11 protein-coding genes are annotated in these 19,794 nt (G+C 58.2%); 3 read left to right on the top strand and 8 right to left on the bottom strand.

All coding sequences use genetic code 11. The features are described 5' to 3' along the window. Positions 1–2 precede the first annotated feature (2 nt). Genes ACQKI2_RS15160 through ACQKI2_RS15140 form a run of 5 tightly spaced genes read right to left on the bottom strand, consistent with a single transcriptional unit; the run spans position 3 to position 4,720 of the window. A complete protein-coding gene (locus tag ACQKI2_RS15160) occupies positions 3–1,136 on the bottom strand; it encodes an FAD-dependent oxidoreductase (RefSeq protein WP_427380440.1) in 1,134 nt (377 codons plus the stop codon). Further along, a complete protein-coding gene (locus tag ACQKI2_RS15155; protein ID WP_427380439.1) occupies positions 1,133–1,954 on the bottom strand; it encodes a glycosyltransferase family 2 protein in 822 nt (273 codons plus the stop codon). Before ACQKI2_RS15155 ends, ACQKI2_RS15160 begins: the two co-directional genes overlap by 4 nt. Then, entirely contained in the window at positions 1,951–2,955 is a 1,005-nt protein-coding gene (locus ACQKI2_RS15150; RefSeq protein ID WP_427380438.1) for a hypothetical protein, read from the bottom strand. The genes ACQKI2_RS15155 and ACQKI2_RS15150 overlap by 4 nt, the downstream gene beginning before the upstream one ends. Beyond that, on the bottom strand, positions 2,952–3,782 hold the full coding sequence (locus ACQKI2_RS15145) for a sugar phosphate isomerase/epimerase family protein (protein ID WP_427380437.1): 831 nt from the start codon (positions 3,780–3,782) through the stop codon (positions 2,952–2,954). The genes ACQKI2_RS15150 and ACQKI2_RS15145 overlap by 4 nt, the downstream gene beginning before the upstream one ends. Beyond that, positions 3,779–4,720: an NAD-dependent epimerase/dehydratase family protein gene (locus ACQKI2_RS15140; protein ID WP_427380436.1), complete on the bottom strand. Its 942-nt coding sequence runs from the start codon at positions 4,718–4,720 to the stop codon at positions 3,779–3,781. The genes ACQKI2_RS15145 and ACQKI2_RS15140 overlap by 4 nt, the downstream gene beginning before the upstream one ends. A gap of 372 nt (positions 4,721–5,092) precedes the next feature. On the opposite strand from ACQKI2_RS15140, the gene ACQKI2_RS15135 reads away from it, so the two are divergent. Further along, positions 5,093–8,164, top strand: coding sequence for a hypothetical protein (locus ACQKI2_RS15135; RefSeq protein ID WP_427380435.1), 3,072 nt, complete (start codon positions 5,093–5,095; stop codon positions 8,162–8,164). A gap of 27 nt (positions 8,165–8,191) precedes the next feature. Here the strand turns inward: ACQKI2_RS15135 and ACQKI2_RS15130 are convergent, their stop codons facing one another. After that, on the bottom strand, positions 8,192–10,048 hold the full coding sequence (locus tag ACQKI2_RS15130) for a hypothetical protein (protein WP_427380434.1): 1,857 nt from the start codon (positions 10,046–10,048) through the stop codon (positions 8,192–8,194). Positions 10,049–10,252: 204 nt separating this feature from the next. Between ACQKI2_RS15130 and ACQKI2_RS15125 the strand changes: the two genes are divergently transcribed. Beyond that, positions 10,253–11,911 carry a hypothetical protein gene (locus ACQKI2_RS15125; protein WP_427380433.1) on the top strand — a complete coding sequence of 553 codons (1,659 nt, stop codon included), beginning with the start codon at positions 10,253–10,255 and terminating at the stop codon, positions 11,909–11,911. 250 nt (positions 11,912–12,161) lie between these two features. Here ACQKI2_RS15125 and ACQKI2_RS15120 read toward each other — a convergent pair whose 3' ends face one another. Together ACQKI2_RS15120 and ACQKI2_RS15115 are read right to left on the bottom strand one after the other, a co-directional pair. Next, positions 12,162–15,080 (bottom strand): glycosyltransferase family 2 protein, encoded by a 2,919-nt coding sequence (locus ACQKI2_RS15120; protein WP_427380432.1) that lies wholly within the window; start codon positions 15,078–15,080, stop codon positions 12,162–12,164. Continuing rightward, positions 15,073–18,384, bottom strand: coding sequence for a rhamnan synthesis F family protein (locus ACQKI2_RS15115; protein WP_427380431.1), 3,312 nt, complete (start codon positions 18,382–18,384; stop codon positions 15,073–15,075). Before ACQKI2_RS15115 ends, ACQKI2_RS15120 begins: the two co-directional genes overlap by 8 nt. 343 nt (positions 18,385–18,727) lie before the next feature. Here ACQKI2_RS15115 and rfbB point away from each other — a divergent pair, with 343 nt between their 5' ends. Beyond that, a complete protein-coding gene (gene rfbB, locus ACQKI2_RS15110) occupies positions 18,728–19,792 on the top strand; it encodes a dTDP-glucose 4,6-dehydratase (RefSeq protein WP_427380464.1) in 1,065 nt (354 codons plus the stop codon). Positions 19,793–19,794: the final 2 nt, after the last annotated feature.

Below are 19,794 nucleotides of genomic sequence, written 5' to 3'. Positions count from 1 at the left end.
CGTCACCCGAAAAGCCTGGCCGTGTTGGCATGCTGCCAGGACGGCTCCATGCCAGGCAGGATGTCAAACAGATCGTAGATATTGTCGATCTTGGCGCCCATCACGGTGATCAGCCGGGGGGTGGCCGCATCCCTGTGCAGCAGGATCGGGCGTCCATCATCCCGCTCATTTTTGACGAGCACGGTTTTGACATCGAACACCGATTTCACATAGCGCACGTCCGACAGGCAGGGCACATATCGCCGGGCATCATGCATCATATGCCGCCAGCGGGTGTTGCGCGGAAGGCTTTCGGAAAATCCGGCAGGGGGACCGCCAGGAGGGTCCACCCAGCTGAAATGCGGCGTGTAGCGAACGTGCGTGAGAGAATACAGCTGTTCCGACGGATAGGGCATGGCTGAGAAGAAGGGACCGTCCATGACGGTGACGGCAAGATTGGCAAACTCCGGTGGGGGCTCGACCAGCGCCAGCTCGGCCAGTTCATGTTTTACATTGACGAGGGGCGCCTTGGCGGCTGCCAGCAATCCGTTCACGGCAGCATAGGTCACATTGAACACGTGGCCCGCTGTAATTTCCTCGCCTGTGCTGAGGCCAACCACGCAATGATCCTCTGCGTGCTGAAAGGTTTCTGCACGGCTGGAGAACCTGATGGGTATCTGGTGCTGGTCCAGCCGCACCAGAAGAAGGTCTCGCAGGATGGACCAGTCGAAGGCAAACTCCTTGCACAGAAACACGTCCTCGACGACGTTCATGTCAAACAGGGCGCGGTGCGCTGCGCTGGCAGGCAAGATGGGGGCGCCCATATCTTCAAACATGCGCCGGAAACGCCCCGCCGATACCTTGGACTGGCGCTGGGCAATGGCGTAGAGCATGTCAAATTCTGACAGCACGGCGGGTTCAAAGTCGCGTACGAACTGTTCCTGCAAAACCCTCGATCGCAGCGCCGTCACAAAGCTGCGAGGATAGTGAAAACCGGAATGGACACGGGCCTGATTGACGCGCGAGGCCCGCTCCAGCAAGCCGTCGCCAGCTTCTATGAGAAGAACTCTGTCTGTGAGGCTGCGCAGAAAAAGGGCAAGGCAGCAGCCATAGAAGCCGCCCCCTACTATCACGAAATCGAAGTCTGTACGGCTCATGCAGGTTTGGGATGATAGACGCGCAGCAGGGCGCCGGTGACGACCAACACCAGATCGACCAGGGCACCCATGCCGCTGATCTTTGTCGGCACGGCTTCGTCTTTCGGATAGGTTCGTGAGGTCGGCAGTTCCTTCACCCGGTAGCCAAGCTGGCTCGCGCGGACCGTCAGATAAGCCAGCAATTCGTATTTGACGAAAACGTCCCGGAAAGGCTGAACCCGCGGATCAGACAGATATTCTGCAGAGTACGCACGGTAGCCTTGTGTGGTGTCGGTAAACCAGTAGCCGGCGGCGAGACTTTGCAGCGGCGCATGGATCAACCGGATTGCGATGAGGCGGGACAGGGGGGTGTTCTCACTATAGCCGCCGCGCAGGAAGCGGGATGCCTGGACATAGCCAAAGCCCTGATCCAGCGCTGCAATGAAATCCGGAACGGTTTCGACCCCGTCCTTCCCGTTGCCGTCGATGGTGATGATGCCTGCATAACCTTGGAGCAGAGCCCACGCATACGCACAGCGAAGCTGAGCGGAGAGTTTTCCGGGGCCGGTCTTGGTAATCAGTGCCCTGACACCAACGCTTTCAAGAAAACCGTGCTCAAGCGATCCATCCGTAGACCCACCGTCGACGATGATTATGTCCGCCTGCCGGTCGAGCCCCAGCTCATGCATGCGGCGCAGTTGGCTTTGAATCCGCTGCCCCTCATTGATGACCGGAATGATGATGCAGTAAGGCGTTGCGCGCGGCCGCAGGACTGCTTCATGGAATGCGGGCACACTCCAACCCCGTTCTGCGATCGCCGGTACTTGAGCGTCGGTCATCTGGCAGATTGCTCCTTCGCCGCGTGAGGTTGTGCGAGAACTTCGACGTTCAGGTCAGTCTTGTCTTTGAAGAAATTGATGTTTGCGATTTCATCGACAATCGCGTTGCGGGTGCGCCCTGTCAGCCTGTCTACCACATCGGCGAGGCCAAGACTGATGAGACAGAAGCCCACGGCAAGAAATGTGACCGAACCGCCTTGCGCCAGCGCTGTCGTAAACCAGCCGGGCGTCAGAGGGGTGCCGATGAGGAAAAGCGTGATGGCATAGAGCGTGTAGGCAAAAGCCAGGCCTGCCGTGATAAAGGAAAAGGCGGCATATGTTTTGAGTAGCCGCGGGGCGGAAACGGTCACCAGCTCTCCGAGCAGTTCAACCCGTTCCCCCAGGCTGGGGCCGCGGAAGGGAAGGCCTTTGGCGTTGACCAATACCCGCTGAAATCTGCGGAAAGACTGTTTGGCTTCAAACCTCAGATCAATGACGAGTGTGGGCCGGCCAAGCATCTCGTTGAGATGAGTGCGCGGAAGGGAGAGGGTCCGCAGATCGCGCGCGTTGACCTTATAGGGGGAAACGGCAGCCATGACCCAATGCCACACGGGCACAGTCGCGGCCGCTTGAGAGCGGCGCGCCATGATGGTTTCCCCCGATTCGAATGCCTGATCCGCAAGGGCGCTGACATCCAGCGCAGCCAGCTCGGAAATCGCCGACAGGACAACCACATCTCCGATCGCTTCAGACGCGGCGACGACACGGCGCCGGTAGAAGTTCATATCGTTGTTGACGAGCAGCATGCGGAGGTTGCGGATGTTGCTGAGCAGCGAAGCGGTGCTTTCGATCTGCGCGCGGTGGCGTTCAGCGACCACATAGACAAGTTCGAAATACTGGTATCTGGCTTCCAGCTCAACGGCGAGCGCGCTGAGCCGCGCAAGTTCGGCGGAAACGTCGCCTTCGTCCACAAAGCAGAATGATGCGAGATAGTCGCCGCGAGGTCCGTTGGAACGTGTCATGCAGCGGCGCTCCTGAGAGATGATGCAGCCCGGGCGAGCGCGCTTTTAACCTCGGCAACACCTGCCTGACGCATCTCGATCGAGAACCAGCCCGAATAGCCCGTATTCAGAATGTGCGACGCGAGTTTACCCAGGGCTGCGGGATCCTTGGGGGCGGGGGCCAGGTTTGGTTCACTCATGTGCACATGGGAAACAATGTTCCGTCCGTAATCGAACAGTTGAGCGCCCTGGTCAAACTCTTCATTCATATGAAGTGCGCCAATGTCGAAATTCACGGTGATGGCAGGATGGTCCACATATACAGCGAAATCGACTGCTTCACTCAATGTGGTGAGGAAGTTTGTGCCGTATGCTGCGGGATTAGGCTCAAGCGCCAGGCGCGTGCCTGCCGCTTCTGCCTTGTCTCCAAGGCGGCGGAACAGTGCGCGAGCCTCCGCTTCGGCCTCCTTGCGGTCCATACCTTCGGGGATGGCGCGGTTTCCAGGAGAGCCCATGACGAGGTTGGGGATGCCGAGCAGGCCTGCCAGACCGATCGCCCGCTGCAGCCCTGCCTCGAATGTGTCCCGTTCCGCAGGTGTGCCGAAAAGCCGGGCATTCTGAACCCCGAACAGCAGAGACTGCATCGAGACCAGTTGCAGCCCGTACGCTTCCAGGGAGGCAAAGAGGGCCGATACGGCAGCTGGTGAGGGATTGAACGGGTCTGCCTCCTGCGGGAAAGTCAGGCCAGGCGCGATTTCCAGGCCTTTCGCCCCGGCTTCCTGCAACAGGCCGAGGCATTCGTCTGCCTCATCCGGCAGCCAGGCGATGTTGGACATGGCGAGCTTCATGCGCGGCCTGATTCCTGTTCGAAAAACGCCTTCAACTCTGACAGCACTTCATCGCGGCCGATGAGATAGGGCCCTGTCTGCCCGAACGCGCCGGCATGGTCTGTCTTGACGTTCTCGATGTTCAAGGCCGGGCCGGAATTGGAGAAGGGCGATCCGCAAAGATGCTGATGGACTTCGTTTGCGCTTAGAGGGGCTGAGCAGACGTTGAGAACGGGAATCTTCTGTGACACGCAGGTTTCAATATCAGCCCAGAGACGATTGACGTTGTAATATTGGAACTGGCTGTCGCTGTTGGTGAAATTGCGTGCCAGAAAACCCTGTTCCCGGAATGCATTCTCCACAAGTTCTTCTTTGTCCCGCGCTGCCAGGGCCTCGCGATCACATTTCCACATGCCAAGGCCGGTATCGAAGGAAAAGACCGTCAATGCGGCGTCCCGCTGGGAGGCGCTGAATTTATCGAGCAATTCCTTGAACTTGTCGTCTTTCACGAAGGACGGCACAGGATTGAGCAGATCAAAGATGAAGTTCTTTTTCAGGCCGTGGCCAAACAAGGCGGGCAGCCGCAGAATATGCGCGTCAAAAGCCCCGGCAACCTGCTCTTCCAGGCGCCGCCGGTTACGGCCATAAGCTTTTTGGGTCTCGAATTTCGCGGATGTTTCTGTGTAACCGGCGGATGGATCGTCAAATACGGCGATCGTTGAAATCAGAACGAGCTTTGAGACCTCCGCTGACTGCATGTGTTCGAACAGGCGGTTGAGGTTTGCCGCGTCTTCATCGGGTTTGGCATTTGCAGCCCACATGGCCGCCGGCGCACCAGCGCAGATCAGGAGATCAAACCTTTCTCCGGCAATCTGCGGAATGGATCTGGAATTGTAGGATGCATCAAATTTGACAGCTTCGCGCAGAAGGCCTCCCACAAAGCCCGTGGATCCAATCAACCCCAATCTCTTGCTCGTCATTGCTGCTCCTCGCATCGCGGGTTGGGACTGGCGCAAATGCGCTCTGTAGTGTCATGGGCCGTGATGCGATACGTGCCCTGAGGCCTCAGAATTGGATAGTCGTTCGCGCGGCCCAAGTCGCTTCCTGTTTCGCCACTGTACAACCAGAGTTTGTGATTAACAGTCAACTGCTTACCGGACATATGCTGATCCTTGAAGGGGATCTGCGTTATCGTCCCGCGTGTGTGATATGGCGGCGGCGATGGCTTGGGCCGGGCAGTTGCTTTGTCTTGCACGTATGATAGCGACATTGTGTTTGAAGCCGTGCAAATCTTACATGGACGCGCCAGCCTCCGAGGGGACAACACTTTCATGAGACTTGCTTTTCCGGCTGTCTTTCTGCTGATCCTCCTGCCCGTTACGGCTGTCGTTGCGCTCTATGCCTGGTGGATATGGCCGCACACCGGATATCTCACCGAACTCACCCTGAGCGGCGCGGCTTATGGTGACCAGAACAAGATGCGGGACGTGTTTCTTGTTCCGGGGTTTCTGGGCATGGGTGTCATTGCCGCTGCGATGCTTTGGCTGGTCCTGAAATTCGCCGCTGCAACCTCGCCGGCATCGCCAGATGGAGAAGCGCGGCTGGCGACCATGGGGCGGGCAGGGACAATTCTGCTGCTTGTGCTGCTGGCCGCATCTGGCGCCATCGGATGGGCGGTCCTGGCCGGGACGGGCCTGTGTATTCTGGTATCTCAAATGCGGTTGCAGGACGCCTGGGACCGCGGCGCGGGCATAATGGTCCTGTTTGCCTGTGCCCTCGCGCTGCTGCTGGAGAATACACTGCAGATCGATCCGGATGTCGTGTTGCCATTGACCCTGATCGGAGGGGCGGTGCTGCTCTGGTTCCTTCCTCATCCGGCATGGCTTGCGCGTTTGTTGTTCAAACTGTCGGCCGTGCTGGTTGCGGCTGCGATTGTGCTTGCGGCTCCTGTGTTCTGGCAGCCTGTGAACGGGCGGGGCGCGTTGGTCACGTTTGTGGACCTGCCGTTCTTTCTTGTCGGCGGCCTTATCGTAAAGGCAGCGCTGTTTGATGGCGGCGCCCGTGGAACGAACGGCGGGTGGCCCTCCGAAGCGGGACTGGCACTGGCATTGGCGGCTGCGTTCACGCTTCTGCAGATGCAGGAATTCGGACTGCCGGTGGTTCCCAACGATGACTATCATTTCGGCGAATATCTCATCGGTGCCGACTGGTCAGCGCAGGGTCTCCTCTTTTCTGAAGGCTTCCCCGCCCACGGCTTGTTTGATGCAATCGGCGGCATCATCGCGCGCCAGCGCGGTGAAGACAGCGCCACGGCTATTTTGCTGGGCTTCGCGATCTTTGCCTTCTTCTGCAAGTTTGCGATTCTGCACGCCTTGCTGCGGCTTTTCGGGCTTCCGCTTGGCCTGATCGGTTTTATCATTGTTCTTCCCATGGTGCAGCCAAACCGGCTCGGGGAAGTGGCCATCGTGGCTGTGCTTGCCGCAGCGGGGGCGCGCTCTTCACCTGTAATGGCCGGTATTTTGACAGTCGGCGTTGCGGCCCTGAGCGTCTTCACCTTCGGTGGCGCCGGCATTGTCCTCGCGGTTACAGGCTTCAGTATTGCCCTTGTGGCGCAGTACCGCCGGGATCCGCGCCAGTTCAGAAGCTATCTTGCGACCGCGCTTGCCGCGGGGTTGGTCATTGTGGCCATTGCCCATCAGGCCGTTCTTGGATGGCTCTGGTATTTGCTCGAATCTTCCCGGACCAATGTGCTGCTTTATGGGCTGGGGCTTGAGACATGGCTGAGCCAGTCTTCAGATTGGATCGAATTCGGGTTTGCGCACGCCTTCGCCGTGATCCCGTTTCTGGGTATCGGCCTGCTCGTTCTGTTCAGCCCCAGAGTATCGGGCTCCTGGCGTCAGTTTGCGGGCCTGATAGCGGCGGTTCTGCCGCTCCTGGCCGGCGCGCTGCTCTGGAACTCCTATGCCATGGGGCGTATCGATCCGGGGTATGCGCGGGCCGCGCTGGTCAGCGTTACGATGGGGGCCACTTTCGCCTGCTGGGCCGCAGTGATTGCGCCTCCTGCGGCGCGGGGGGTAGCGGCGGCTCTGGCAGCCCTGATCATCATGCCTGTTGGCAGCGGCCTGTATGATTTCCGGCAGCCGCTTGCGCCCAACAATGTTGCCCTGCCCGCAGCGCCGCAGGGCGGTTTGGCAGAGCATTTCAGAATTGGGGCAGGCGCTTTCTCCCAACCGAGCCTTGACCGGCTGCAGAATATTGAAGCGGTGCTGGAGGATGTGGGGCTGCAACCGGGAGAGGCGTTTGGCAATCTTACGAACCGGTCAGCCATAAATTACTATCTGGATCGGCCTTTGCCGCTCGTGCTGACGAGTGCCTACAATGCGGGTACACGCACATTTCAGACCGTCAGCCTCAACTCCTGGTATTCAGCGCCGCCAAAAATCTTCCTGATTTCAGCTGAGAATTTGGAGCATGACGGGTACAAGCTGCCCGCGCGCGCTTTCGAATTCTACAGGTACGTTGTCGAAGAAGATTACAGTCCCCTGGTGGCCAACGGGATGGTGTTTGCGGTTCATAATTCATCACTCGGCGTTGGGGTTGGGGCCCAGAAGCAGGTGTTCGGCTTGCTGGATGTTACCGACGTCAATTGGACGCAAGGGCTCGCAAACGAGCTCAATACAGGCTGGTCCATGGCGGTGGAGGAACGCGCGCGCGGGGTTCTGGCCGTGGGGGATCAGCTTCAGGTCTCGGATGGCAGCATCCGGACGGTCGTGAATGCGGACGGGCTGAATGTGAAGCTCGACAACGATGATTTTGCCGGAGCTGAGGGGAGGTCTCTCACATTCTCCGTTCTCAACCGTGAAGTGCCTTTGGATCCGGAAATGGTTCTGGCTGGCACCTTCCGTCTGGAAAATCTTAATCGTTGGCCGTCTGCGCTGGGCAGGTCGATGGCTCTGTTGAGGGAGCACAGCATTGATGATGCCGCCCCCATAGCGCTGAACCTGGTCCAGACCCTGGACGCCACAGGCGCGCCTGTTTTGGCCGCGTCTGGCGAGCGAGGCATCAACGCCGGTACCACATTCGTCTTCCGGGCCGGAAAACCGTTCGCTCCGGACGAAGCCGGGCTTCTGGATATCGAGCTGCGCTGCACTCAGGGCGCTGGCGCCCCCTTTTGGCGGGTGTCCTGGAGCCGGCCCGCGGAGCCTGCCAATCCCATAGCGACCATCCACTTTGTCAGCTCCTACTTCCGCAATCTGGTGCCGCTCGACACGAACGCGAATTGGCTATTGTCCGATGCTATCGAGGAGATACGGCTCGAATTGCTGGACATGGGAGGGTGTGCATCGGTTACGGTTGAGAATGCCCGTTTGATCGGGCGCAAACCCCTCGATCTGGCGCACTGAACCGGTAGCGGCGTTCCTGGCCGGGCTTCAATCCGGCGACGGATGGAGTTTGCAGTATACGGTATAACCTTCGGAGCCAGACATGCTCTGGAAGCCGTCTTCAGCCAACATCCGGTCTATCTCCGGGGGCGCGCTTTCAGCGATTACCACCACATCTACCCCGAGCGCCATCACGGGTACCAAAGACGCGATACTGCCGGGATAGCCGCTGACCAGAGCGGCGACTGCCACTCTCTCCGCCTCTGGAAGGTTCAGCTCAGTTGCCGGCGCAATATTGTTGAAGTTGTGAGCCATATGGCGCGCGGCAACCGAGGTAAGGCGGGGAACCTTCATCTGCGCGGCCACCTCCCAGCGCTCCGGCGCGAGGATGATTCCCCCATCTTCAAGCTGGCAAGCCGTGGCGGCCGCAGCCACAGAGCGGGTCTCGGCGGGGTCGAGTTTCGGGCTGCCTGGCGCCATGAAGGCATACGGATAGCTCCACTCCCGCTGCAATTGCCAGAGCGGCTTACCCGACACGGCAAAACCGATGAAAGCCGCAGCCAGCAACGCAGCAAGCCAGACCTGCTGGCGGCTGAGTGCGAGTATCAGGGCGCCGCTCAGCAGGATGTAGGCAGCGGGGTACTGAAAGAGATAAAAGGCGCGCCAGAAACCGTCGGCCGGAACCAGGCTGAAAAACACCGGAAGAAGCAACGGGTTCAGAACGGTGGCGGCAACGAGCAGCTGGTAGCTGAGAAAGCGGATGACGAAGCTGCTGCCCTGCTTGCGCAGGAGGCTCCATCCGGCAGCGGTCACACCGGCCGCTGCATACAAGAGAACATTGCGCGGCGAGAGCACGAGTTGAACATACTCGGCAAACCCATGGTTTGCGATGTTCTGCCAATAGCTTGTGTCAGGCGTGTTGCCGAAGCGGAACAGAAACGCAGCCCCTACGGCAAGGGGAATGGCGGCGATAACGCCCGCAGCGATGAAGGGCATATCGCGCCGCAGGAACAGGGCGGATGTCAGATAGGCGCATCCAAGCCCCATGGGCAGTATGAAGAGTGCCGAGCCCGTGAGGCCGATCAGGCTCACGATCAGGCTGATCAGAAAGGTAGCGCTTCTTGCGGAAGGGTGGCGGGTGAAGGTGTCCCAGGCCGGGAACAGCAAGAGCAGCAGCGCCGCCAGAAAGCATTTACCGGTCCAGGTTCCAATGATCAGCCATGTGCCGATCCGCCGGTTCGTGTCCGCATCGAAATACAGGAGAATGAGCACCAGGCCGAGCACCGCCGGCCCCAGGAAGGCCGGCGCATCGGGAAACATTCTTCGCTGGGTGTATTCGATCGAGGCGGCCACCGTGAGGGCGGCAAGGCCCGTCCCGAGCAGCTGATACCCCGCCAGGGGTGAGCCGATCAGGCTGCCCATCAGGACCAGGCCATACTCCCAGGAGGGAACGAGATGGGCCGCGCTGATGGCGGGTATGTCGTCGAATGCGAGGCGCGTGTCGTTGACCGGCAGGGGCGCGCCAAACGATATGTTGAAGGCTACGCGGTGAAAGAAGGTCGTGTCATCGGGATTGGTGGCAAACACGCACAGGCAGAAGAGCGCGAACGCCAGGGCAATCCCAAGGCTCAGCAGCGGCGGCAGACCAAGCCGGAGCTGCCGCCACCCTTTGGGAAACAGGCGCCAGCACGCGGCCAGCCCCAAAACAGCGCTCATCCAGATCACGCCCTGGGGCAGGCGCGCCAACATTCCGATCCAGTAGGTGACCGTAAAAACGGCAAAGACAAGCAGTAACCAGGGTAGCAGCAGATCGGATAGAAGGGCGGGGGGATCTTCGCCCTGCCCGTTGCCGGGAGAAGATGCAGACCTGCCCTCTGTTTCCAAAGAATCTTCTGATCGGGACATCAGCCAGCGCAGCCTTCAGACATAAGGGGGCGAATTGGAACAGCAAACTTCCACTTGAGGCTACGGGAGGCAATAGATTCATGGGCCTACTGATCCCATCGATTGGGGAAAGCTCATGGTCTTCGTTCGGCGCATATGCGCGTTGCTAAGCGCATTGCAATCCCGATAATGGGCAGGACCACAAAGGCAAACGGGGATCAGGTCTTGAGTGAGAAGTCCCAAATTCGGCTCGATGAAGCCATTCCATTCCGCGTGCCAGAAAAGTGGCAAGGGCTTGCGCTTGGTTGCACCCTGTTTTTCGCGGGCCTTGTCCTGTGTTGGTTGCGCGCGCCTGATTCTCTGATCAATCCGATCCTCTATACCGAAGATGCCGTTTGGACGGGGCAGGCCCTGCAGAATGGCTGGGCGGATGCATTCATCAACGCCAAGCCAGGCTATCTGGTGTGGGGAAACATACTGTTATTGTGGCTTTCAAGCCAGCTGAGCGTTTTGGCCTGTGGCGACGCCATCGTTTGCATGCCCGAGACGGTTTCATTTGTAAGCTACGGATTTTACGCTGGGCTTGCGACGATCCTGTTCTTTGCCGCCCCCAAATCTTCAGGTTGGAAGCTTCGCCTTGCCTGGTATCTGGCAGTCTTCCTTCTTCCGCTCGGTGAGACAAGCAACGAGATATTCGGACGCATATCCAACATTGGATACTACGTTGTCGCGCTCACGGCAGGGTTGATGCTCCTGCGATCAAGGTCGCGATCCCCTTTCAGGTTTATCGCAGATGCCATTATCCTGCTCTGTGTTGCGACAAACCCCGCCGCAATAGTGGTGATCGGCGCGGGGCTGGTCATCTACTATGTTGCGAACCGAGAGGCACTCTCGGAAATTCTCAAACGAGATTGGTTCCTTATCGCCGGGACGGCGATCCTGTCGGTTTGGATCGCTGTGTTGATGGCCGGAGCAGGGGGCACGCGCGTCGGGGAATATGAACCTGCCACAATGGTTGAAGTCGTATTCGCGCGCTCGGTTCTCTATCCCTTTGTATTCCCGTTTTACGATCTGATGAGCGATGGTTGGACGCTGGCGCTTATGGCAGTTCTGGTTCTGCTGTTGGGGGGGATCGCTTTTTCGCTGCGTGAAAGGGAAAAGACTGTCACGGCACTGATCATATTCCTCGCCTTCCTAAGCTTTTGGGCGATGACCATACTGCTGCGCCCCAGCTTGACGCAGCAACTCGTGGACTACTCAACCACGTTTCCCGACCGCTATTTCGCGGGGATCAATTTGTGCCTGATGCTGCTGGTATTTTTTCTTGTGAATGAAGGATGGCGGCGGGGCGGATTGTTTCAGGTGCCTTCTGGCCTACTACTGGGTGTATTAGCCATATTGTACATGAATCAAATTCCTGTGCTGTTTGAGATAACGTCCACAGGGACACGGACGTTAGTCACCTTCCGTCAACAGATTTGCCTTTCCGCCACGTCCGACGTTTTTACGAAAGGTAATGAACACGTATCAATACCGGTGGAAATCTATCCCATGGAAATGACCATGGAGGCGCGACAACTCGCTCATGCATACAATAGAATTAACTGTCGAGACGAATTCCGACGACATTTTTATGTTGATGACGTCAATTGGAAAAATGGAATGATCAGAACGGGAGAGCCCAGATTTATTCTGCCGGCTGCTCCGGAGTTTGTGACGAATTATGTGCCTGGCAAAATTGTTCAGTTTCCGGACGGTGAGAAAAGGCGGATCACATCCGTCCATATCGCAGACAAGTATTGGGATGTGACAACTGAAGGTGGGCTTGTGAACATGGGTGATGCCAGTGCATTGGATATTCAGATCGCACCTGAGACAAGGTGAGATCGATAAATCAGTCTGTGGTCACTGGCTAAAGAGAAGATCGGGGGGATTTGCGTGTCACTGCCCCCTAAGCGCATTCAGTTTTTCCAAACGATTCGAAGAAGAAATTTGCCCTCTCTTATCGCAGCAATACTTCCATTTAGTGGCGGCCTTCTGCGCGACGATTCAGTTCATAATGTTCCTTGCCGCTTTTGAGCTTCTCAGCCTTACAGCAAGCGCAACATCCGGATTTGCATCGAGTTAAGACGCTTCATCGAGCAAGCTTCTTATAATCCTTGGAGTCCTCGCCATCTAACACCCAAGGTTTCCGAATCCTTGGTGTTGTGGCCAAAAAGTATGTGCCGGTGTCCACTTCCAGATTGGAATTATAGTATGGATCGGTCCGCAGACGATCACCCCAATTAGCCCTCATATATTCCACCTCACCCCTGAATCGCAGGAGCTTCTCTGGAGTGTCTTCAAGCCCACGAGACTTAGACTCATGATGATACAGTTTCGCGTACGGGGTCCAAATGATCCTTTGACCTGCCGCTCTGATTTTTAGGCAGAGGTCGACATCATTGAAGGCGACGCGCAGATCGCGCTCGTTCAATCCTCCAACCTGATTGAAAACGGATTTAGTCATCAGCAGGCATGCTGCTGTCGCGGCTGAAACTTCTCGCGTCAGGAAGGCTAGAGCAAAGTATCCGGGATCATTGTCATCAATCGACAGCATGGCATGGGCGGCCACTCCGTCGCCAGCAGTGCCACCACCGGCCCCAAGCACCACGCCCGCGTGCTGCACGGTTCCATCAGTATAGAGCAGTTTGGCGCCGACGGCTCCGACGCCGGGCTGGGAGATTTCGGCGACCATTTCCCGCAGCCAATCGCCCTCGATCACCTCGGTGTCGTTATTCAGCAGGCAGACAAGCTCACCGCGGGATTTTTCAACCGCGAAGTTGTTGATGGCGGAATAGTTGAACACATCATCATACAGGAAGATGCGGATGCGCGGATCCTGCCGCAGCTTTTCAAAATACTCCAGGGTTTCAGGCTTGCTGCTCTGGTTGTCCACAATGATGATCTCATAGTTCGTATATGTTGTTTTTGAGATCAGGGACCGGATGCAAGGCTCCAGAATGTCCAGGCCGTCACGGGTTGGAATGATGATCGATACGAGCGGCGGTGGTTCGGGCGTGTCGAGTTTGAGGCGGTAATAGGCCAGTTGCGGATGCGGCTCCATCCGGCCCTTGATCTGCCGGCGCTCCAGCGCGTCCTGGGTCGCGCGCAGGCCTGCCTTGGCCGCATAGGATTTTTCGCCCGCATCCATCGCGGTCGATCCTGGCAGGATGCGCCAATGATAGAGCACATGCGGAATATGCACGATCTCTTCAGGCTTAATCTGCTCGATGATTCGCAGCGCAAGGTCGTGATCCTGTGACCCCTCCAGGCCGGCGCGGAAGCCGCCAACCTTATCGACCAGGCTTTTCCGGTAAACGCCCAGATGGCTCACCATGTTCTGTTCAAAGAACAGGCGCTCGTTCCAGCCGGATTTGAAGTAGGGTTCCTTCCGGACGCCCTGCAGGTCGATCTTGTCTTCGTCCGAATAGATCACACTGGCGTGTGGCATCCGGTTGATGGCTTCGGCCACGCAGAAAAGGGCGTGGGGCGCCAGCTTGTCATCATGGTCGAGCAGCGCCACCCACTCACCGCTCGCAATCTCGAGTGCCGAGTTTGATGCCTTGGATATATGTCCGTTCTCAACGCGGTAAACCACTTTGATGCGGGGATCCCGGGCCGCGTACTGGTCCAGCACGGTCCGGATATGGGGCGCCGGCGACCGGTCGTCTGCAATGCAGAGTTCCCAATGGGGGTAGGTCTGATCCAGCACGCTGTCGATGCATTCGCACAGCAGTGCTTCGGGCGTGTTGTATACCGGCATGACGATGGAGATGACCGGCTTCTGCTCGAAGTTGTCCGCCATGGCGCGCATGGCTTCACGGTCAGCCCGGGTGATTGTATCGAAGCGCTCGATCCATTCGAGGTAGGCCACGTTCGGATTTTTAGGCGCAGGCGGGCCGCTCTGATGCTGGCGGTAGCGGTCCCGTAGCGCGGCTGCTGCGCCGCTCGGCCCTGCGCTGAGCACCTTCAGGCACACGCTTCCAAGCAGCCGGGCCCGGTCCATCGGCGCGGGCGCGATGGTCGCTGCGACCGCGGAGTAATAATCCAGGCGGGAGAGTTGTGAAAAGCTGATCGGCCCAAATCCAAGGACCAGGGACCCGCCGCCAGCGCTGTCGATGGGATCAAACCGCAAGCGCTTGACAGGTTGCTCTAGGGAAACGTCCGCCCACGCCAGGCCGTCGCGGCCAAACTGGAAGCAGGGGCGGCAGGACGCGGCTTCCGTGAACCCGGCGGAATGATCGAAATAGAGTTTTGCGCGGTCCAGCGCGCTGGGTGGCCCGGAAAAACTGAACTGCAGCCGGTAATGCCCCGGTGCGAACACGGCGCCGTCTCGCGGGGCAATGACCAGATAGGGATCCTGATCCGTCACATGGCAGATGGTCTGCCGGTTGCGTACGGCAATCGTTTCCAGGTCGTGGCTGGCCTGAAGTTCCAGGTCTCCGGAGAGACCAATCGAGAGCCTCCTGGTTGGGCGATCAGTGAAGAGTTTATGCCACAGCGGATTCAGGCCGGCCTTTTCGACGAGGCTATTGGCATCGAGATAGGCGCCGGCATCGAAATTCTGGGACGGGCTGATCCGCGCGGCGCCAAGGCTGACATACGCTTCCAGAACACTCTGGTTTGGGCGCCTGTCCGGCAGCAGTTGCGAAATGCGCGCTGGGTCGAAATACGGGTTTGGCCATGCACCGGCAGCCTCGCCATAAATCAAATAATGACACAGTGGATTGACTGCCAGCGTATCCAGCAAGGGATACTGGCGCAGATAGAAGGCGGTATCAAAGAGCGGGCTGGGGTCTCGTTGTTCGCTGGCCCCATGGTTTAGATAATGTGCCAGAGGGTCTGAAACCTGTGAGGCGTCCAGATCCGGATAGTAGCCCAAATACCAGTCGCCATCGAACAGCGCGGTCTGCGAGAGGATGCGTCTGGCCGAAAGCATCGCCAAGTGTCTGTTCATGAAGCCGGTCACTGGGTGGCCCGGCTTCAGGGGCGCGCTGGTCAGTTCAGACATAAGGGAACGCTCCTAGTCCAAGGGGGCGCGGTGTCCCTGCAGGATCGTTCAGAAATGCCATTCTCAGCCCCCGCCTTTCCGCCAGTACACCCGTCATCCGCTCAATGGCGTGCGCGAGTGTTCCGTCAATCTGTCCCCGTTCAACTTCAAATTGGTCCGCCGAAAAACCAGTTTCATCCAACCCGGCAAAGATGTCCATGCGAGCATAAAACATAGATCCTGCCACAAAAGCCGATTTCAGGACCATGTCCTGCGAAATGCCCAGATTTTCCGACACGCGCCGCACATTTCCCGCGTTCGTGCCCATAAAGTCAGCAGTTGAGAGTATGTGCCCGGCCGGTGCCAGAATACCCAAATCAGGATTTTTCGCGAAAGCGCGGATCGCTTGTTCTGGCCCCCCAGCGAGCAGCAGCTGATCATACAGAACTGTCCGCCAGTGATCGCCGTCGGGCAAATGCGGGCTCCGCTTGGTGTGGAGTTTCAGAACCATAGTGGCATTGTCATTCCGCACAGCTGAAAGCGAAGCGATGAACGGCGCTGCGTCTCGGCCCCGATTGTCGGTATTCAACAGAATGAATGGCCAGTCCGACGCTCTAAGCTTTGCCGCCACGTCGGCGACGGCTTCAGTTGGCGCGGTGACGTAAAGCTTTAGCGGCACAGTGCTGGTCGCGAGGCGGCTGAGGATTTCGTCCAGGATCTCCGGATAAAATGCATGAACGACCACAGCCAGCCATTCACTGCCGCGGGGGGCCGCTCCGCGCTGGTCGGCGATTTGTGGCCGCCGGGCGGGAGGAGGAAGAGGTCTTTCTGCCGCCGTATTGCTTACGGCCAGTTTCCAGACATTGGTGGATGTCGTGGCGGGGGACCGGGCTTCGGTCAGAGAGCGGGCTGGGGGGCGGCCAGGTTTCAGAATTCTGCTAAGCCCCCGCAAGGGCGCCGTGAGCTTCCAGGAGGTGCTCTGAGTATAGGCCAAGCTCTCCGCCTGAGCCCGCTCAAGCGCCTGCTGCAGGTGGTGCACCGAAGCGGCCTGCTGGTCAGCCAGCACTTTCAGCCTGTCTGCCCTGGACTTTTCGGCCCGCTGATCTTGTTCTGCGGAATCTCGTTCGGCCCGTATTGCTTCCGCCTGACGTTCAAGCGCTTCCTGTTCCTGTTTCATCTGCTGCTTGAGCGAACCGATCTCGGCGGACAGAGCGCTGCGTCCTGCAAGCGCAGCATCACGCTGAATACAAGCTTCATCATGAGCCTGCTGAACCTCATCCCGGATGCGGGTAATTTCCGCCACCAGGGAGCTTTCCTGCTCCAGCTGAGCAGCCAGGGCGTCTCGCTGACGGCAGGCGTCGTCATGTGCCTGTTTTAAAACATCGCGGATGCGTACAAGCTCGGCTTCAACGGCGATCTGATTGTCCAGCTGGGCCTTCAATGTGCTGACTTCTGCGGACAGTGTCTGGTGCTGTGCTACCGCAGCGTCTCGCTGACTGCAGGCGTCGTCATGCGCCTGCTTTAAAGTATCGCGGATACGTACAAGCTCGGCTTCAACGGCGATCTGATTGTCCAGTTGGGCCTTCAATGTGCTGACTTCTGCGGACAGCGTCTGGTGCTGTGCTACCGCAGCGTCTCGCTGACTGCAGGCGTCGTCATGCGCCTGTTTTAAAGTATCGCGGATACGTACAAGCTCGGCGCCGGCGGCGGTCTGATTGTCCAGCTGGGTCTTCAATGTGCTGACTTCTGCGGACAGCGTCTGGTGCTGTGCTACCGCAGCGTCTCGCTGACGGCAGGCGTCGTCATGTGCCTGTTTTAAAACATCGCGGATGCGTACAAGCTCGGCTTCAACGGCGATCTGATTGTCCAGCTGGGCCTTCAATGTGCTGACTTCTGCGGACAGTGTCTGGTGCTGTGCTACCGCAGCGTCTCGCTGACTGCAGGCGTCGTCATGCGCCTGCTTTAAAGTATCGCGGATACGTACAAGCTCGGCTTCAACGGCGATCTGATTGTCCAGTTGGGCCTTCAATGTGCTGACTTCTGCGGACAGCGTCTGGTGCTGTGCTACCGCAGCGTCTCGCTGACTGCAGGCGTCGTCATGCGCCTGTTTTAAAGTATCGCGGATACGTACAAGCTCGGCGCCGGCGGCGGTCTGATTGTCCAGCTGGGTCTTCAATGTGCTGACTTCTGCGGACAGCGTCTGGTGCTGTGCTACCGCAGCGTCTCGCTGATTGCAGGCGTCGTCATGCGCTTTCTGGGTTGCGTTCCTCTCGCGGTCCAGTTCGGCAGTTCTGGCGACCTGTTGGTCCAGCTGCACTTTCAGATTGCTGATTTCCGTCGAGAGAATTTCGCACTGTGCCATAGCGGCGTCGCGTTGGTTGCAGGCGTCGTCATGCGCTTGCTTGACGATGTCGCGGATACGTTCATGTTCTGCGGCGAGGCCTGCTTGATGGGTTGCATTGGCACTGGCCTTTGCCAGCGCTCCTTCGAGTGTGTCGATTGCCCTGAACAGGGGTGGCAAATCCGCAAAGCGGTGGATCAGATCTTCAATATCGAGATCTTTGTTGGGAAGGCGCCCCGGGGCCGCCGGCGCCGCCATCGCGAGCAATTTTTCAAAAAGGTCCGCCACGATTTCAGATGCGCGGCCTGACCGGCGCAGTTCGCGATCACTTATCAGCTGGTGGCGAAGGCTGTCCTCCAGGAAATTGGTTTCATAGTCTTGGATTTCCGGGGAATCGACTCCCGGAAATGGAAGATCCAATTTTTCGGCGATCCGTTGCAACTCGCCGACAGCATTGTTCATCAGATGGTCAAAACTGACAAAAACGCGGGGATGGCCTGCCGTGGCCCGCGCGGCGCTCAGCATGTGCTGCCCCCAAAGCGCGACACCTTTCTCGATAACAATGCCGTCGCGTGCCCGCAGGGAGCGGGCCGCAGCAAGGGGATTGCGCAGCGCGATCACAAAGCTGACGTCAACCCCCAGATCATCGAGAACACACTTCCAGAACGGCATCAGCATGCACAGTCTGGGATCCTTCAACCCCAACCGTTCTCTGTTGTGGAGCTTGGCCGCAAGCATGGCCGTTGCCTCGGCCCGAAGGTCGAAATACTCGGGCCCAGTCAGCACCTCAGCGGGGATGTTTTCCAAAGAGCTCCACGACCGGCCTGCTTGGCCAAGAATGCGGTCGTTGAGGCTGACTATGTCAGCATCCTCGAAGAAGCCTTTCTCATTGTTGCCGCTCGCAGCGGGCAGGAGTGATTCGCCGAGATCGACGCCCAATACCTGCAGGCCGCGCGTAATCGCGCTTGTGCCGGAGCGGTGCATGCCAAGCACAATCACGAGCTTTGGGCGGCCAAGGGCCCCTGTGCCTGGTTTCTCCGAGGCAATTACTAAAGGTGGTGTGGTCAAGTTAAGCCTATATTTATAACGTCGGGTGGCGAAACAGCGATACGGATAACGATGGCTGGTAGACGAAGCAACCTTCGCAACTCACCGCAGGCCGTGGAATAAACGGTATAGCATTTGCCCAGTTTGGCTTGGTAGGCAGACTGTGCAATGCCCGTCATTGCCTTAACAATGTCATACACTTGTGCTTGAAAAATTGGGTAGTGCGGCCTAGTCACGTTGCGACCTGGATGAGTAATGTTCCTTGGAGGCGAGAGGGCTAATGCCTAAAGTAATTGTAACAGGCGGCGTTGGCTTTATCGGCTCAGCAGTTGTCCGGCATCTGGTTGCCGATCTCGGTGCAGATGTCGTCGTGATAGACAAGATGACGTATGCCGCCACACGCGAGAGCATCGCTCCGGTGGAAGGGACGGGCCGAGTCAAACTGATTGTCGAGGATATCTGCAATCAATCAATGATGGCGGAAATCATCGCTCGCGAAAAGCCCCAGCAGATCCTGCACCTTGCGGCTGAAAGCCATGTGGATCGTTCCATTTCAGGGCCTCAGGCCTTTGTTGAGACCAACGTGGTCGGTACCTACAGCATGCTTGAAGCGGCGCGGGCTTATTGGAATGGCCTTTCCGGCGCAGACAAGGACAGCTTCCGCTTCCTGCATGTGTCTACAGACGAGGTGTACGGTTCCCTTGGCGAGGACGGTCTTTTCACCGAAGAGACCCCTTACGACCCGTCCTCTCCCTATTCCGCTTCAAAAGCCGCGTCTGATCATTTGGCCAAAGCCTGGCAGCGCACCTATGGTCTGCCGGTTGTTGTGTCCAACTGTTCCAATAATTACGGGCCCTACCACTTTCCCGAGAAGCTGATTCCGCTGGTCACGCTCAATGCCCTCGAAGGCAAGCCGCTACCGGTTTACGGGAAGGGTGACAACATTCGTGACTGGCTGTTTGTCGAAGACCATGCGCGCGCGCTTGCCCTGATCGCATCAAAGGGACGCCCGGGCGAAACCTATAATGTCGGCGGACGGAACGAGCGGACTAACCTGCAGGTTGTCGAGGCGATTTGCGACGAACTTGACCGCGTGCGCCCTGTTGCTCAGCCTCGCCGCAATTTGATCACTTTTGTTACAGATCGTCCCGGTCATGATCACCGGTATGCCATTGATGCAACGAAGCTGGAGGGCGAACTTGGCTGGCGCGCCCAGGAGAATTTCGATTCCGGGCTTCGCAAGACGATCGCCTGGTATCTGGAAAATGAAGCCTGGTGGGGGCCCCTCCGGAATAATGTCTATTCAGGGCAGCGTCTGGGCCTTGCAGAAAAAGCAAATGCCTGAGC

Origin of the sequence: Hyphomonas sp. NPDC076881 (assembly GCF_050269995.1) — a bacterium.
Lineage (GTDB): Bacteria > Pseudomonadota > Alphaproteobacteria > Caulobacterales > Hyphomonadaceae > Hyphomonas.
Note: the sequence above shows the minus strand (reverse complement) of the source record. Positions and strands in the feature narration are given on the sequence as shown.

What these genes read in the sequence shown, in the direction of transcription:
- ACQKI2_RS15155 (WP_427380439.1), bottom strand. Translation starts at nt 1,954, where the DNA reads ATGACCGACGCTCAAGTACCGGCGATCGCAGAACGGGGTTGGAGTGTG.
- ACQKI2_RS15145 (WP_427380437.1), bottom strand. Translation starts at nt 3,782, where the DNA reads ATGAAGCTCGCCATGTCCAACATCGCCTGGCTGCCGGATGAGGCAGAC.
- rfbB (WP_427380464.1), top strand. Translation starts at nt 18,728, where the DNA reads ATGCCTAAAGTAATTGTAACAGGCGGCGTTGGCTTTATCGGCTCAGCA.
- ACQKI2_RS15160 (WP_427380440.1), bottom strand. Translation starts at nt 1,136, where the DNA reads ATGAGCCGTACAGACTTCGATTTCGTGATAGTAGGGGGCGGCTTCTAT.
- ACQKI2_RS15115 (WP_427380431.1), bottom strand. Translation starts at nt 18,384, where the DNA reads ATGCACCGCTCCGGCACAAGCGCGATTACGCGCGGCCTGCAGGTATTG.
- ACQKI2_RS15135 (WP_427380435.1), top strand. Translation starts at nt 5,093, where the DNA reads ATGAGACTTGCTTTTCCGGCTGTCTTTCTGCTGATCCTCCTGCCCGTT.
- ACQKI2_RS15130 (WP_427380434.1), bottom strand. Translation starts at nt 10,048, where the DNA reads ATGTCCCGATCAGAAGATTCTTTGGAAACAGAGGGCAGGTCTGCATCT.
- ACQKI2_RS15120 (WP_427380432.1), bottom strand. Translation starts at nt 15,080, where the DNA reads ATGTCTGAACTGACCAGCGCGCCCCTGAAGCCGGGCCACCCAGTGACC.
- ACQKI2_RS15150 (WP_427380438.1), bottom strand. Translation starts at nt 2,955, where the DNA reads ATGACACGTTCCAACGGACCTCGCGGCGACTATCTCGCATCATTCTGC.